Below are 15,173 nucleotides of genomic sequence, written 5' to 3'. Positions count from 1 at the left end.
TCTGAATGGCCTGTAAGCTGCACAACGTCTCTCCCCATCTACTTATCAAGAAAACATGCGTCTAGGGATCATCAGCGCCTTGCACGAAGAACAGGCAGGGCTCGTGGAAGCCATGGAAGGGCCCGCCAAGCTCATCCACGGCGAGCGCGCGTTCTGGGTCGGGCGACTGTGGGAAATCGACGCTGTGTGCGTTTTATCGCGTATTGGCAAGGTTGCCGCTGCCATGACGGCGACAACGCTTGTGGAAAAGTTCGGAGTTACGCACATCCTCTTCACGGGCGTGGCCGGCGCCGGGGACAAGACGATCCGTGTCGGCGACATCGTGGTGGCCGAATCGCTGGTCCAGCACGACATGGACGCGAGCCCCCTGTTCCCGCGCTTCGAGGTGCCGCTCACGGGCCGGACGCATTTCCAGCCAGATCAGCAGCTGTCGTTGCGACTGTCGGGCGCCGCCCATGCCTTCCTGGAATGCGACTTCCTGCAGACGATCTCCGAGACCGAGCGACAGGCGTTCGGCCTGGTGCAGCCGCGCGTGCATCGCGGCCTGATTGCCAGCGGCGACCAGTTCGTCAATGACCGCCTGCGCATCGATGCGTTGAACAGCGCCCTGCCCGGGCTGGTGGCGGTGGAAATGGAAGGCGCCGCGGTGGCTCAGGTGTGTCACGAACTGGACGTGCCGTTCGCCGTCATCCGCGCGGTATCGGACGATGCCAATGAAAACGCGGCCCACGACTTCATGCGCTTCGTGAAGTCGGTGGCCGCGCAATATGCTTTCCACATCACCCGGCGCCTTTGCCGGCAGTTCGTGGAAGCGCCGCTTCAGCCCAGGAGCGACTCGGCCGGGATGTAGTCGTAGCCGAGCGCCTGGGCGACGGCCTCGAAGGTCACCTTGCCCTGGCAGACGTTCAGGCCATGGCGCAGATGGACGTCGTCCGCCAGCGCGCGCCGCCAGCCCTTGTTCGCCAGCGCCAGGGCATGGCCGATGGTGGCGTTGTTCAGGGCGAACGTCGAGGTGCGCGCCACGGCGCCCGGCATGTTCGCGACGCAGTAGTGGACCACGCCATCGACCAGGAAGGTCGGATCGGCGTGCGTCGTCGGGCGCGAGGTCTCGAAACAGCCGCCCTGGTCGATCGCCACGTCGACGACCACCGCGCCCTTCTTCATGCGCGCCACCATGTCGCGCGTGACCAGCTTCGGCGCCGCGGCGCCCGGCACCAGCACGCCGCCGATCACCAGGTCGGCGCCAAGGACCGCTTCCTCGAGCGCATGGGTGTTCGAATACAGGGTCGAGATGCGGTTGCCGAACACCAGGTCGAGCTGGCGCAGCCGGTCGACGTTCTTGTCGAGCACCGTGACGCGCGCGCCCGTGCCGACCGCCATCTGCAGCGCATTGGCGCCGACGACGCCGGCGCCGATGATGACGACGTGGCCGGCCGCCACGCCAGGCACGCCGCCCAGCAGCAGGCCCATGCCGCCCCGCGATTTCTCGAGATGGGCGGCGCCGGCCTGGATCGACATGCGTCCCGCGACTTCGCTCATCGGCGCCAGCAGGGGCAAGCCGCCGCCCGGGCCGGTGATCGTTTCATAGGCAATGCAGACGGCGCCCGACTTGACCAGGGCTGCGGTTTGCTCCGGATCCGGAGCCAGGTGGAGGTAGGTATAGAGTATCTGGCCTTCGCGCAGCATCGCGCATTCGGCCGGCTGCGGTTCCTTGACCTTGACGATCATGTCGGCGCGCGCGAAGACTTCACTGGCGCTGTCGGCGATGGCGGCGCCGGCCGCGGTGTAGTGCGCGTCGTCGAGGCCGATGTCACGGCCCGCGCCTTGCTGGACGATCACCTGATGGCCGCGCGCCACCAGTTCGTGCACCGATGCGGGCGTGAGGCCTACCCGGTATTCGTGGTTCTTGATTTCCTTCGGAACGCCTACAAGCATGGTTGTCTCCTGTTGTGGGTGGTTCTTGCTGGTGGTTCTCCTGCTGATTCTCGTGCTGATTTTCTGTTCGTTGAACGCGTCGGCGGCGAAGCCGCCGACCCTACCGTTGGATGCATGGGCGGAAAAACCGCCCACCCACATGATGACGATTCTTACAGGCCCAGGGTCATCAGGCTTGCGTTGCCGCCAGCCGCCGTCGTGTTGACGCAGACCGCGCGCTCGGCGACCAGGCGCCACAGGTCCACCGGAACCAGGGCGTCGGTGTCGACGATGCCCACGATCGCGCCCGGCCGCGCCGCCAGCTGGGTGCGCAGCAGGCCGGCCAGGCCCGTTTCGACCAGCGCGATCGCGACGTCGGCCGCGTCGATTTCTTCCTTGCCCACGAAGCGCACGCGTTCCTTCACCGCCGCCGGCAGGTTGGCTGGAATCGCGTCCGGCGTCGGCGCCAGCACCAGCGCGCGGTTGCCGGTGGCCAGCGCCGCCGCCAGCTGATTGAGCAGGCCCGCCGAGGTGGCGGGCGCGCACAGCACGGCGCCGCGCGGCGTGAACGACAGGCGGTTGCTTTCGCCGGTCGGGCCGGGCAGGTCCATCGACACGCCATTGAGCGAGGTGCGCGCGTAACGTTCGGCCAGCGCGGCCACCGGCTGCTGGCCATTGGCGCGCAGCCAGCCGATCAGGGCTGCCAATGCCGCGTCAGGCTGGCGCACGTGCTCCATCAGGGGCGCCGCGCCGCGCTGCAGGCGTTTCAGGTAGAGCGGGCCGCCGGCCTTGGGACCGGTGCCCGACTTGCCTTCGCCGCCGAACGGCTGCACGCCGACCACCGCGCCGACGATGTTGCGGTTGACGTAGATATTGCCGACGTGGGCGCGGCTGACGATGGTGTCGATGGTTTCATCGATGCGCGAATGCACGCCCAGGGTCAGGCCATAGCCGGTGGCGTTGATCGCATCGATCACCGAGGGCAGCTCGGCGCGGCGGTAGCGCACGATGTGCAGCACCGGGCCGAAGACTTCCTGCTTGAGTTCGGCCAGCGACCCGATTTCGAGCACGGTCGGCGGCACGAAGGTGCCGGCACCAAGCACCGACGCCGGCAGCGCGAGCGCGAAGTGGCTGCGCGCGGTGGCTTTGGTGCGCTCGATGTGGGCCAGCAGGTTGCGCTGGGCCTCGGCGTCGATCACCGGGCCGATGTCGGTCGCCAGGCGGTCCGGGCTGCCCACGCGCAGCTCCTGCATCGCGCCCTCGAGCATCTTGATGGTCTTGTCGGCGATGTCTTCCTGCAGGAACAGCACGCGCAGCGCCGAGCAGCGCTGGCCGGCCGAGTCGAACGCCGAGGAGAGGACGTCCTGCACCACCTGCTCCGGCAGCGCCGAAGAGTCGACGATCAGCGCGTTCTGGCCGCCGGTTTCGGCCACCAGCGGGATGTCGATGCCTTCCTTCTCGGCGCGCTTGGCCAGGGTGCGGTTGATCAGCTGGGCGACCTCGGTCGAACCGGTGAAGATCACGCCCTTGATGCGGCCGTCCGCCGTCAGGGCGGCGCCGACCACTTCGCCGCGGCCCGGCAGCAGCTGCAGCGCGGCGCGCGGGGTGCCCGCCTCGAGGAACAGTTGCACCGCGCGGTAGGCGATCAACGGGGTCTGCTCGGCCGGCTTGGCCAGCACCACGTTGCCGGCCGCGAGGGCAGCCGCCACCTGGCCGGTGAAGATCGCCAGCGGGAAGTTCCAGGGGCTGATGCAGCTGACCGGACCGAGCGCTTCGGCCTTGGCCGAACCACGGATCTGCACCGCGTAGTAGCGCAGGAAGTCGACCGCTTCGCGCAGTTCGGCGATCGCGTTCGGCAGCGATTTACCGGCTTCGCGCACCGCCAGGGCCATCAGCTCGACGCCGTGCTGCTCGAACAGATCGGCGGTGCGATCGAGGATGGCGGCGCGTTCATGGGTGGCGGTGGCGGCCCATTCGCCGGCGAAGGCGCTGGCGGCGCCCAGGGCGGTTTCGACGTCGCTGCGCGACGCTTCGCTCACCTGGCCGACGATATCGCTCGACACCGCGGGGTTGACCACGTTGGCGGGCGCGCCGGCGTCGCTCGAGCCGGCGATCAGCGGGCCGGCGAGGTACTCGCGCTGCTGGGCGAGGCCAGTGGCGAGCCTGGCCAGCACGTCTTCGTTGACCAGGTCGATGCCCGCCGAATTCTTGCGCTCGGCGCCGAACAGGTCGAGCGGCAGCGCGATCGCCGGATGGGGCTTGCCGCCGCTGGCGCGCGCGACGTCGAACGGATCGGTGAGCAGCGTCTCGATCGCCACGTTCTCGTCGACGATCTGGTTCACGAACGAAGAGTTGGCGCCGTTTTCCAGCAGGCGGCGCACCAGGTAGGCCAGCAGGGTTTCGTGCGAGCCGACCGGCGCATAGATGCGGCATGCCTTGCCCAGGTTCTTGCTGCCCACGACCTGGTCGTACAGCGTCTCGCCCATGCCGTGCAGGCACTGGAACTCGTAGTTGCTGACGTTGTCTTGCCTGGCCCAGGTGTAGATCACCGACAGCGTGTGGGCGTTGTGGGTGGCAAATTGCGGATACAGCACGTCGGCCGCCGCCAGGAGCTTGCGCGCGCAGGTGAGATAGGACACGTCGGTGTAGACCTTGCGCGTATAGACCGGATAGCCGGGCATGCCGTCGACCTGGGCGCGCTTGATCTCGGCGTCCCAGTAGGCGCCCTTCACCAGGCGCACCATGAACTTGCGGCTGCTGCGCCTGGCCAGGTCGACCAGATAGTCGATCACGAACGGGCAGCGCTTCTGGTAAGCCTGAACCACCAGGCCGATGCCTTCGAAGCCGGCCAGCTCGGGGTCGAAAGCCAGCGCCTCAAGCATGTCGAGCGAGATCTCGAGACGGTCGGCTTCCTCGGCGTCGATGTTGATGCCGATGTCGTAGCGCTTGGCCAGCAGGACCAGGCTGCGCACGCGCGGCAGCAGCTCGCCCATCACGCGCGCGTATTGCGCGCGGCTGTAGCGCGGATGCAGCGCCGACAGCTTGATCGAAATGCCCGGGCCTTCCTTGATGCCGCGGCCATTGGAGGCCTTGCCGATCGCGTGGATGGCGGCTTCGTACGCGGCGTAGTAGTTCTTCGCGTCGCTTTCGGTCAGCGCCGCCTCGCCCAGCATGTCGTACGAATAGCGATAGCCGCGCGTTTCGTTGTCGCGGCTGTTCGTCAGCGCCTCGTCGATGGTCTGGCCGGTGACGAACTGGTTGCCCAGCATGCGCATCGCCATGTCGACGCCCTTGCGGATCAGCGGTTCGCCGCCCTTCGCGATCATGCGCGTGAGCGCCGAACCGAGACCCTGCTCGCTATTGGTCGAGACCAGCTTGCCGGTGATGAGCAGGCCCCAGGTCGCGGCATTGACGAACAGCGACGGCGATTCGCCCAGGTGCTTGCGCCAGTCGCCACGGCTGATCTTGTCGGCGATCAGGCGGTCGGCGGTTTCGCTGTCCGGGATGCGCAGCAGCGCTTCGGCCAGGCACATCAGGGCCACGCCTTCTTCCGACGACAGCGAGAATTCGTGCATCAGCGCGTCGACGCCCGAGGCGCGGGTGCGCTTTTCGCGCACGCTCGACACCAGGCGATGCGCCAGCGGCTGGGCGTCGGCGCCGGGCGTGGCGCCCTGGGCCAGCAACCACTGCACGGCCTCGGCTTCATCGCGGCGGTAGGCGGCGGTGATGGCGGCGCGCAGGGGCGACTGCACGCCCCTGATTTCAGCGTGGAGGGCGTCGAAGGGAACGAAGGTGGAGGCCGGGGAAGCAGCGATCTGCATGGCTATCTAGTCAAAAGAAAATGTCACAACGGAGGGCACCGCACAGCAAAAGCGCCGTCCCACGGATGGTGGTCGGCGCGGTTTGAACGTCGGTGGAAATGATTCGATTGTAGAAGGATTTCTTCTGGATTTATTCTGTTTTTAATCCAGACTAGCAATAGATAGTTTTTGATGCGACAATCTGACCGAATAAAATTAACGGGAGACTCCCGATGTTGGACAAGATCAGCAAGAAGATCCTCGCCGAGCTGCAGAATGATGGCCGCATCAGCAATGTGGAGCTGGCGGCGCGGGTCAACCTGTCGCCGGCTGCCTGCCTCGAGCGCGTGCGCAAGCTGCATGAATCGGGTTACATCATGGGCTACACGGCCCAGCTCAATCCGCAACTGCTCGACGTGTCGCTGCTGGTCTTCATCGAGGTCGTGCTCGACCGCACCACGCCCGAGGTCTTCGATGCGTTCAAGCAGAGCGTGCAGATGATTCCCGAGGTGCTGGAATGTCATATGGTGGCCGGCGGCTTCGACTATCTGGTCAAGGCGCGCGTGAAGGACATGGCGGCCTACCGCGAATTCCTGGGCAAGACGCTGCTGCAAAAGGGCGTGCGCGAGACGCACACGTATGCGGTGATGGAAGAAGTCAAGAATACGACCAAGCTGCCGATCCGCTGATCATCAGGCAGTGTGGCAATGTAAAACGGCCAGGCATTTGCCTGGCCGTTTTGTTTCACGTGAAACAATTCACCGGTACAGATACTGTAGCTGGCGTTGTCAGACGATCTTGCGGATGCCGGCTTTGGTGGCGCTTTCCGCCGACCCTTCCAGGTTCTTGCGCAACCAGCGGTGGGCCGGGCTGCGGCCGTCGCGTTCGTGCCACAGCATGTCGAGGTGGACCGCCGGCAGCTGGAACGGCAGTTCTTTCCAGATCAGCAGATCGGTCATGCCGGTCGACACCAGTAAGTGCTTTGGCAGCACGGTGATCAGGTCCGAGTTCGCCACCACCCTGCCCGCCGTGAAGAACTGGTTCACTGTCAAGAGGATGCGGCGTTCGCGGCCGACCTGGGCCAGCGCCTCGTCGACCAGGCCATGGGCACGGCCGGAGAAGCTCACCAGCAAGTGATTGGCCTTGCAATAGGTGTCGAGATCGAGCTTTTCCTTGGCCAGCGGATGGTCCTTGCGCATCACGCACACATAGACGCCGGAGTACAGGCGCTCGTGGCGGATTGGTGAGCCGGTTTCGTACGACAGCTGGGCCGCGACGCCGGGGAAGAAGCCGACCGCCAGGTCGATGTCTCCGCGCAATAACATCGGACGCGGTTCGCGCGTGGTCAGCGGCACCATGCGGATGTTCACGCCCGGCGCCTCGCTTTCGATCGAGCGCATCAGGGATGGCAGCCACAGCGCGGCGGTGGCGTCGGCCATCGCCATGCGGAAGGTCGCCTGGGCCTTGGAGACGTCGAAGGTCTCGGGCATCACCGCCGCTTCCAGCGCCGCCAGGGCCTGGCGCACGGCCGGCCACAGGGCTTCGGCGCGCGGGGTCGGCTTGACGCCATAGGCGGTGCGGATCAAAAGCTCGTCGCCCAGGCTTTCTCGTAGTCGCTTGATCGCATTCGACACCGCGGGCTGGGTCATCGCCAGGTGGCCGGCGGCGCGGGTCAGGTTTTGCTCGGTCATCACCGCGTCGAATACGCGCAGCAGATTCAGGTCAAGCGTCAGAAAGCTCATGGGATTCTGGAGAAAACTGTTGTGAAGGCAGGTGTACGAGTAGTGTACTCCAAATCATTCACAAACAATATAAGCGCCATCAGGGAACAAAATTAGATTTATATGTTGCGACGCACTATAGTTCTCATCAATAACAGAACGAGCCTATCATGTCTTCCACCGCCACCCTAGTCCAAGCCGCCGCCGCCGTATCTTACGGCCAGGTATTCAGCACCACCGTATTTCTTGCCTTGCTGGCTGGGGTTGTCCTGTTCTTCCGCCCTCTGCTGGTGGGCATCGGCCGTGCCCTGTACCTGACCGTGCGTCCGCGCCGCAGCAAGGCCGAGCTGGCCGCCCGCCTGGCGCTGGACGACGCGCTGGCGCTCAAGCGCAAGCTGACCAGCCTGGATCCGGTGGACGCCGCCGAAGTGCGCGCGATGGGCATCCGCCACTGATGATTACCGACTTCCCCTGACGCGGTCTCCGGCAACGGACACCGCGTTTTTTTTCGTCCCTGCTCTCCGCACGCAGTGACGGCGGTGAACTCCCTTTCTCTCTCCCGAATAACGCCCGGATGTCGCTTCACGCCCGGTGACTTTGCGTCACCCAACTTTTCTCGGCCATTGAATTTAACAAAATTCACAAAGAGTTAAACAAGAGATTTATAAAGACAGGCAGGATACGCCAACTTATCGTACTGATGTGCATATTTAACTGTAGCTTAGAACAATTTTGCGAGAGGATAGCAGAACAATGCCTTGCTATAATTTCCGGCAATCTTTTGAGAAGATGTCGATGGTTTAGCGTTATATCTTCCCATGATGGTTGACACATGGTGGGCGTTAAACAAAGTTCACATTCTAACGATCATAAAAAAATACTTAGGGTATCGTGCCGTCCTAGCGAAAGCAGCAGACCAACAAGCGCGAAAAAGCGTTGGTGGAGCGTGACCGGCAGTAACTTTCAGGACGAGCGAAAGTGCTGGAAGAGGAAAAGGATGTTCACGGACGTGCGAACGCCGCATGCCGGTTGAGCCGGTATGCGGTCAGAAAAACTCGGGCGGGAAATAAAAAAGCCGGCAGAGTTGCCGGCTTTGGGAGGGGATCAGGCCGTGGCCTTGTCGGCCGTCAGGCGCTCGTACTTGATGAGGAGTTCTTCGCGCGATTCGCGCCATTCCGGATTGAGCGGAATGCAGGCAACCGGGCACAGTTGCACGCACTGCGGTTCATCGAAATGGCCGACGCACTCGGTGCACTTGTGCGGATCGATCTGGTAATACTCTTCGCCCATCGAAATGGCATCGTTGGGGCATTCAGGTTCGCAGACGTCGCAGTTGATGCAGTCGTCGGTAATCAATAAAGCCATGATACGTCCTGGAGAGTCAGGCCTTCGGCGCTTGCGCCATGCTGGCGATTTTCTGCTGCAGCCAGCGGTCGACCGAGGGGAAAACAAATTTGGACACGTCGCCGCCCAGCATGGCGATCTCGCGCACGATGGTGCCCGAAATGAACTGGTACTGGTCGGACGGGGTCAGGAACATGGTTTCGACGTCGGGCAGCAGGTAGCGGTTCATGCCCGCCATCTGGAACTCGTATTCGAAATCGGATACCGCGCGCAGGCCACGCACGATCACGCGGGCGTCGTGCTTGCGCACGAAGTCCTTGAGCAGGCCCGAGAAGCTCTCGACCTGCACATTCGGGTAATGGCCAAGCACCTCATTGGCGATTTCCAGGCGTTCTTCGAGCGTGAAGAACGGACGTTTGTTGCGGCTGTCGGCGACGCCGACCACCAGTCGGTCGAACAGCCCGGATGCGCGGCGTACCAAATCCTCGTGGCCGCGGGTCAGCGGATCGAACGTACCTGGATAAACGGCTACAACCATTGCGGCTCCCTGAAAATGAACACCCTATTGGAAGGCGCATTATGCCTGAAAACATGGCATCCGCCCCAGGCCGGGGCACGGTTTGCCCAATGGTTGTGCGGTTTCCAGGCCTTTGCGAGACTCAAGCCGCCTTTTCCTGCAGCTTGAGCAAATGATAATAGACCATCCCCGCCTTATCGGCGCGCACCACTTCCCATCCGTCCAGCCAGTCGGGAACGTCGTCGCCTTCGGTCGGCAACGGCGCCTCGGCTTCTGCATACACCATGCCGCCTTCCAGCAGCAGCGCCGCGCACAGCGGCAGGGTCGTGGCCAGCAATTCCTGTTGATAAGGCGGGTCGAGGAAGATCACGTCGTAGCGCTGGCCGCGGGTGGCCAGGTCACGCGCCAGGCTCAGGGCATCGGCGCGCAGGATGGTGACGTTGTCGGCCTTGAGCTTGTCGCGGTTGGCTTCGAGCTGGCGCACGGCCGGGCTATGGTTGTCGACCATGGTCACCTTCGCCGCGCCGCGGCTGGCGGCCTCGAAGCCGAGCACGCCGGAACCCGCGTACAGGTCGAGAACGCTGGCCTGGTCCCAGTCGCCGCCGAGCTGGTGGTTGATCCAGTTGAACACGGTTTCGCGCACGCGGTCCGGGGTGGGACGCAGGCCGAGGGCGTCGACCACCGGCAGCAGGGTGCGTTTCCAGGCGCCGCCGATGATGCGCACCTGGTGCTGGGCCATGCGCGGCGCGGCGTGGGGTTTGGCGGCCTGGGGCCTTGATTTGATGGACTTTCTTTGCATGGGCGGCACTATAGCATGCAGGTTTACGACCCGCGGCGGCCGCCCTGTACTGCTTATTTGCCTGCCGCCAGCGCCTCGAAATCATTGATCCAGCCCTGCATGCGCTGCTGCGCATGGGCCTTTTGCTGTGGCGTCGCCAGTTTGATCGCGGTCAGGATATATTTCGTCGTGTAGTCGATGCTGGCGTCATAGAAGGCCTTGCGCTCGGGCGACTCCATGCGCGTGAACAACTCGCGCATCAGGCCTTGCACCTTGGCCGTGGTCTGCTCGCGGTTGAGCTTTTTCTGCTGCACCTCTTGCAGCAGCGCGAGGATGCGGCGCTGGCGGTACTGGCGCTCCTCCAGCCATTGCTGGTGGTCGAGCGGGCGCAGGTCGGAAGCGCGGCGCAGGGCGGCTTCCTGCTCGCTGCTGAAACGGCCGAACCACAGTTCCATTTGCTCCATCGATTTCTTGAAGCGCGCGCGCTGGCGCTTGTCGGCGCTGCCGTTGATGAACTTGCGGCGGTAGTCTTCGTTCTTGTCCTTGAATTTCTCGTCGATATTGGCAATTTGCGCGGGCGTGATCGACATCGCCAGCGTCGTCAGTTCCGGCACGGCGCGCTGGGACAGGCGCTCGCCGCGCACGCGGATCTCGCGGTAGGCCTGGAGCAGGTCGGCCTGGCTCGGGTTGCCAGCCAGTTTTTGCTGGAAACTGCCTAATAAGGCAGCATAGTCGCGCAACTGGGTCTGGCGATGCCATTGGAACAATCCATTGATGTCGCGCTTGGCGATGTCGGCCTGTTGTCCTTCGAGGTCGACATAGGAATTCATCCACCAGTACAGTAAGGTGTCGCCCTGGTTGTACGAGAAGCGAATGGTGCTGCAACCGGCCGCCAGCGCCATCAGGGCGATCGCGAATAGTGCAAGGGTGCGTCGGAACAAGGTATCTCGCATGCTAGAATTTTTCATATTTTCAACTTTTTGAGAACGGCTTATGAACGTAGTGATCCTCGCCGCCGGCATGGGTAAGCGCATGCAGTCCGCCCTGCCGAAAGTCCTGCATCCATTGGCTGGTAAGCCGTTATTGCGCCACGTCATCGATACTGCACGTAGCCTGAGTCCGCATAAATTATGTGTGATTTACGGTCACGGCGGCGCAGCGGTGCCCGAGATGGTGTCCGTACTGGCCCAGGAAACCGGCGCCACGATCGATACCGCCCTGCAGCAGCCGCAGCTGGGCACCGGCCACGCGGTGATGCAGGCCGTGCCGCAACTGGACGATGGCGCCGCCACCCTGGTGCTGTACGGTGACGTGCCGCTGACCACGGCGGACACGCTGCGCCGCCTGGTCGAGGCCGCAGGTAGCGACAAGCTGGGCATCCTGACCGTCGAACAGGCCAACCCCTTCGGCCTGGGCCGCATCGTGCGCGAGAACGGCCATATCGTGCGCATCGTCGAAGAAAAGGATGCCAGCGAGGCCGAGCGCGCGATCCGCGAAATCAATAGCGGCATCATGGCGGTCCCGACCCGCCACCTCAAGAAGTGGCTGGCGGCGCTGTCCAACAACAATGCCCAGGGCGAGTACTACCTCACCGATATCGTGGCCCAGGCCGTGGCGGACGGCGTGCAGGTCGTGTCGGCGCAACCGTCGGGCGAATGGGAAGTGGCTGGCGTCAACAGCAAGGTGCAGTTGGCCGAGCTCGAGCGTCGTCACCAACTGAATATCGCCCATGCGCTGCTGGAACAAGGCGTGACCTTGATGGATCCGGCGCGCATCGATGTGCGCGGCGAACTGATTTGCGGCCGCGATGTCGTGATCGACGTCGGTTGCGTGTTCGAAGGCAGGGTTGAACTGGCCGACGGCGTGAAGGTCGGCGCCAACTGCGTGCTGGTCGGCGCCACGGTCGGCGCCGGCGCCAACATCAAGCCGTTCTGCCATATCGAAGACGCCGTCATCGGCGCGGCTTCGCAGATCGGACCGTATGCGCGCCTGCGCCCGGGCACCGAGCTGGGCGAGGACGTCCATGTGGGTAACTTTGTCGAGGTCAAGAACAGCACCGTGGCGGCGCACAGCAAGGCCAACCACCTGGCCTATATCGGCGACGCCACAGTGGGCTCGCGCGTAAACATCGGCGCCGGCGTCATTACCTGCAACTACGACGGGGCCAACAAGTTCCGTACCGTGATCGAGGACGAGGTGTTCGTGGGCAGCGACAGCCAGCTGGTGGCGCCGGTGACGATCGGCAAGGGCGCCACCATTGGCGCCGGCACCACGCTCACCAAGGATGCGCCGGCCGGCAAGCTGACCATCTCGCGGCCCAAGCAAATGACCATCGAAGGATGGAAGCGCCCGGTGAAAGTGAAGAAGTAATCCACCGGCTGTCGACAGGATAATCACAGGAAAGGAACAAGATAAACACAAGGTTTTACCGTGGTTACCCCCTGTCCATCCACTTGGTTCTCCACAATATTATCCACAGGCCGCGGCCCCTGATCTAGACGGCGATCCGGGTGTCGAACTTGCTGCGGTGGGTCGAAAAATAGGCTTTCACGTTGCGCACGTTGGCGTGCGCCGTGAACAGCCGGTGCGCCAGCGCATGGTAGGCCGGCATGTCGGCGACCTGCACGACCAGCACGAAATCGGGTCCTGGCGACACCCGGTAGCACTGCAGCACGGCCGCTTCCCTGGCGGCCAGATGCTCGAATTCCTGCATGCGCTCGGCGGCCTGCACGTCGAGCGTGATCTCGACGATGGCGGACAGGCGGCTGCCCACCTTGTCGGGCGCCACGATCGCCACCTGGCGCTCGATGACGCCGCTGTCGGTCAGCTGCTTCACCCGGCGCAGGCAAGTGGGTGGCGACACATGCACCAGCGCCGCCAGTTCAGCGTTCGTATGCGATGCGTCAGTTTGCAAAATATTCAGAATGCGACGATCTAGATCGTCGAGAGCGGGTGGCGCGGTCATTGGCGTGAAATATTCGGTAAATTTAATAAATAATATGAAACATTATTTCTTTCTGCCTGATGCATGAAATAATCTAACAAAAATAGGCGCGCACTGTAAGCTTATTTCACACAGATTGCTCTACGATAATACTCAACAGTTTTCAATGAGAGGTTAGCCATGTGCGGTATCGTCGGAGCAGTCGCCAAACGCAATATCACCCCCATCCTGATCGAAGGCCTCAAACGCCTTGAGTACCGGGGTTATGACTCCTGCGGCGTGGCCGTCCACCTCGATGGCCGCCTGACCCGCTCGCGCTCCACCTCGCGCGTGGCCGACCTCGAATCGCAAGTCAAGGAAGCACGCCTCGACGGCTTCACCGGCATCGCCCACACGCGCTGGGCCACGCACGGCGCCCCGGCCTCGCACAATGCCCACCCGCACTTCTCGCCCACCGAAGACAATGCGCGCATCGCCCTTGTCCACAACGGCATCATCGAGAACCACGACGAGCTGCGTGCCGAACTCACGGGCCTGGGCTACAAGTTCACGAGCCAGACCGACACCGAAGTCATCGCCCACCTGGTCGACCACCTGTACACGGGCGACCTGTTCGAGACCGTGCAGCAGGCCGTCAAGCGCCTGCACGGCGCCTACGCCATCGCCGTGTTCTGCCGCGAGGAACCGCACCGCGTGATCGCCGCGCGCCAGGGTTCGCCGCTGATCGTCGGCGTGGGCAAGGAGGAGAATTTCGTCGCCTCCGACGCGATGGCGCTGGCCGGCACCACCGACCAGATCATCTATCTCGAAGAAGGCGACGTGGTCGACCTGCAACTGGCGCGCTACTGGATCGTCGACGTCGATGGCCGCCCGGTCGAGCGCGACGTGAAAACCGTGCACGCCCACACCGGCGCGGCCGAGCTCGGCCCCTACCGTCACTACATGCAGAAAGAGATCTTCGAGCAGCCGCGCGTGATCGGCGACACCCTCGAGGGCGTGACCGGCGTGATGCCGGAACTGTTCGGCGACGGCGCCTTCGCCGTGTTCAAGAAGGTCGACCGCGTGCTGATCCTGGCCTGCGGCACCAGCTATTACGCGGGTCTGACCGCCAAGTACTGGATCGAATCGGTGGCCAAGGTGCCGGTGAACGTCGAGATCGCCAGCGAATACCGCTACCGCGACAGCGTGCCGCACCCGGACACCCTGGTGGTGACCATCTCGCAGAGCGGCGAGACGGCCGACACCCTGGCCGCGCTCAAGCACGCACGCAGCCTCGGCATGCACCACACGCTGACCATCTGCAACGTCTCGACCAGCGCCATGGTGCGCGAGTGCCAGCTCGCCTACATCACCCGCGCCGGCGTCGAAGTCGGCGTGGCCTCGACCAAGGCGTTCACGACCCAGCTGGCCGCGCTGTTCCTGCTGACGCTGACCCTGGCGCAAGTAAACGGCCGCCTGACCGATGCCGAGGAAGCCGAGCACCTCAAGATGATGCGTCACCTGCCGGTCGCGCTGTCGTCGGTACTGGCGCTCGAGCCGCAGATCATCGCCTGGGCCGAGGAATTCGCGCGCAAGGAGAACGCCCTGTTCCTGGGCCGCGGCATCCACTACCCGATCGCCCTGGAAGGCGCGCTGAAGCTCAAGGAAATCTCGTACATCCACGCCGAAGCCTACCCGGCCGGCGAACTCAAGCACGGCCCGCTGGCGCTGGTGACCGAAGAGATGCCGGTGGTAACGATCGCGCCGAACGATGCGCTGCTGGAAAAGCTGAAATCGAACATGCAGGAAGTGCGCGCGCGCGGCGGCCAGCTGTACGTGTTTGCCGACGTCGATTCGCGCATCACCTCGGGCGACGGGCTGCATGTGATCCGCCTGCCGGAACACTACGGCCTGCTGTCGCCGATCCTGCACGTGGCGGCGCTGCAGCTGCTGGCGTATCACACGGCGCTGGCGCGTGGGACCGACGTGGACAAGCCGCGTAATCTGGCGAAGTCGGTGACGGTCGAGTAAAGGCAGGCGGGGCAAGTTGCATTTGTGTGGCGCACTAAGAAAGTGCGCCACCAACAATAAAGTCTGCCACAACAGCCATAGTCGGCTGGCTCCCGGGGGTAGCAACAACGCCGTGCACTGAACTATACCGACCGTCCGCTATCGG

13 protein-coding genes are annotated in these 15,173 nt (G+C 63.7%); 5 read left to right on the top strand and 8 right to left on the bottom strand.

Features of this window, described 5'->3' with window-relative positions:
* The first annotated feature begins 55 nt into the window (after positions 1 to 55).
* Positions 56 to 850, top strand: coding sequence for a 5'-methylthioadenosine/adenosylhomocysteine nucleosidase (locus tag ABIB38_RS01325; RefSeq protein ID WP_429201082.1), 795 nt, complete (start codon positions 56 to 58; stop codon positions 848 to 850).
* Here the strand turns inward: ABIB38_RS01325 and ald are convergent.
* Positions 820 to 1,935 (bottom strand): alanine dehydrogenase, encoded by a 1,116-nt coding sequence (gene ald, locus ABIB38_RS01320; protein ID WP_429201081.1) that lies wholly within the window; start codon positions 1,933 to 1,935, stop codon positions 820 to 822. The two genes, ABIB38_RS01325 and ald, sit on opposite strands and share 31 nt — an antisense overlap.
* Positions 1,936 to 2,087: 152 nt before the next feature.
* On the bottom strand, positions 2,088 to 5,735 hold the full coding sequence (gene putA, locus ABIB38_RS01315) for a trifunctional transcriptional regulator/proline dehydrogenase/L-glutamate gamma-semialdehyde dehydrogenase (protein ID WP_429201080.1): 3,648 nt from the start codon (positions 5,733 to 5,735) through the stop codon (positions 2,088 to 2,090).
* A 212-nt stretch (positions 5,736 to 5,947) separates the two neighbouring features.
* Here putA and ABIB38_RS01310 point away from each other — a divergent pair, with 212 nt between their 5' ends.
* A complete protein-coding gene (locus ABIB38_RS01310; RefSeq protein ID WP_005664065.1) occupies positions 5,948 to 6,403 on the top strand; it encodes an Lrp/AsnC ligand binding domain-containing protein in 456 nt (151 codons plus the stop codon).
* A gap of 99 nt (positions 6,404 to 6,502) precedes the next feature.
* Here the strand turns inward: ABIB38_RS01310 and ABIB38_RS01305 are convergent, their stop codons facing one another.
* Positions 6,503 to 7,456, bottom strand: a complete 954-nt coding sequence (locus ABIB38_RS01305) for a LysR family transcriptional regulator (protein WP_429201078.1) — start codon at positions 7,454 to 7,456, stop codon at positions 6,503 to 6,505.
* A gap of 149 nt (positions 7,457 to 7,605) precedes the next feature.
* Between ABIB38_RS01305 and ABIB38_RS01300 the strand changes: the two genes are divergently transcribed.
* Complete coding sequence (locus ABIB38_RS01300) at positions 7,606 to 7,890, top strand: hypothetical protein (protein ID WP_429201077.1); 285 nt, start codon at positions 7,606 to 7,608, stop codon at positions 7,888 to 7,890.
* A 649-nt stretch (positions 7,891 to 8,539) separates the two neighbouring features.
* Here ABIB38_RS01300 and ABIB38_RS01295 read toward each other — a convergent pair.
* From ABIB38_RS01295 to ABIB38_RS01280, 4 genes are all read right to left on the bottom strand, one after another.
* Positions 8,540 to 8,800, bottom strand: a complete 261-nt coding sequence (locus ABIB38_RS01295) for a YfhL family 4Fe-4S dicluster ferredoxin (RefSeq protein WP_071360959.1) — start codon at positions 8,798 to 8,800, stop codon at positions 8,540 to 8,542.
* Positions 8,801 to 8,816: 16 nt separating this feature from the next.
* Positions 8,817 to 9,317, bottom strand: coding sequence for a pantetheine-phosphate adenylyltransferase (coaD, locus tag ABIB38_RS01290; RefSeq protein ID WP_429201075.1), 501 nt, complete (start codon positions 9,315 to 9,317; stop codon positions 8,817 to 8,819).
* Positions 9,318 to 9,438: 121 nt separating this feature from the next.
* Positions 9,439 to 10,095, bottom strand: coding sequence for a 16S rRNA (guanine(966)-N(2))-methyltransferase RsmD (gene rsmD, locus ABIB38_RS01285; protein ID WP_429201073.1), 657 nt, complete (start codon positions 10,093 to 10,095; stop codon positions 9,439 to 9,441).
* A gap of 53 nt (positions 10,096 to 10,148) precedes the next feature.
* Positions 10,149 to 11,015, bottom strand: a complete 867-nt coding sequence (locus ABIB38_RS01280; protein WP_429201071.1) for a DUF6279 family lipoprotein — start codon at positions 11,013 to 11,015, stop codon at positions 10,149 to 10,151.
* Between the two features lie 52 nt (positions 11,016 to 11,067).
* On the opposite strand from ABIB38_RS01280, the gene glmU reads away from it, so the two are divergent.
* Positions 11,068 to 12,444: a bifunctional UDP-N-acetylglucosamine diphosphorylase/glucosamine-1-phosphate N-acetyltransferase GlmU gene (glmU, locus tag ABIB38_RS01275; protein ID WP_429201069.1), complete on the top strand. Its 1,377-nt coding sequence runs from the start codon at positions 11,068 to 11,070 to the stop codon at positions 12,442 to 12,444.
* A gap of 124 nt (positions 12,445 to 12,568) precedes the next feature.
* Here the strand turns inward: glmU and ABIB38_RS01270 are convergent, their stop codons facing one another.
* The gene (locus ABIB38_RS01270) at positions 12,569 to 13,039 is read right to left on the bottom strand and encodes an Lrp/AsnC family transcriptional regulator (protein WP_429201068.1); all 471 of its coding nucleotides are present in this window, start codon (positions 13,037 to 13,039) and stop codon (positions 12,569 to 12,571) included.
* A 159-nt stretch (positions 13,040 to 13,198) separates the two neighbouring features.
* Here ABIB38_RS01270 and glmS point away from each other — a divergent pair, with 159 nt between their 5' ends.
* On the top strand, positions 13,199 to 15,028 hold the full coding sequence (glmS, locus tag ABIB38_RS01265) for a glutamine--fructose-6-phosphate transaminase (isomerizing) (RefSeq protein ID WP_429201066.1): 1,830 nt from the start codon (positions 13,199 to 13,201) through the stop codon (positions 15,026 to 15,028).
* Positions 15,029 to 15,173 lie beyond the last annotated feature (145 nt).

The sequence above is a fragment of the Massilia sp. UYP11 genome (genome assembly GCF_050434805.1).
Lineage (GTDB): Bacteria > Pseudomonadota > Gammaproteobacteria > Burkholderiales > Burkholderiaceae_D > Telluria.
Note: the sequence above shows the minus strand (reverse complement) of the source record. Positions and strands in the feature narration are given on the sequence as shown.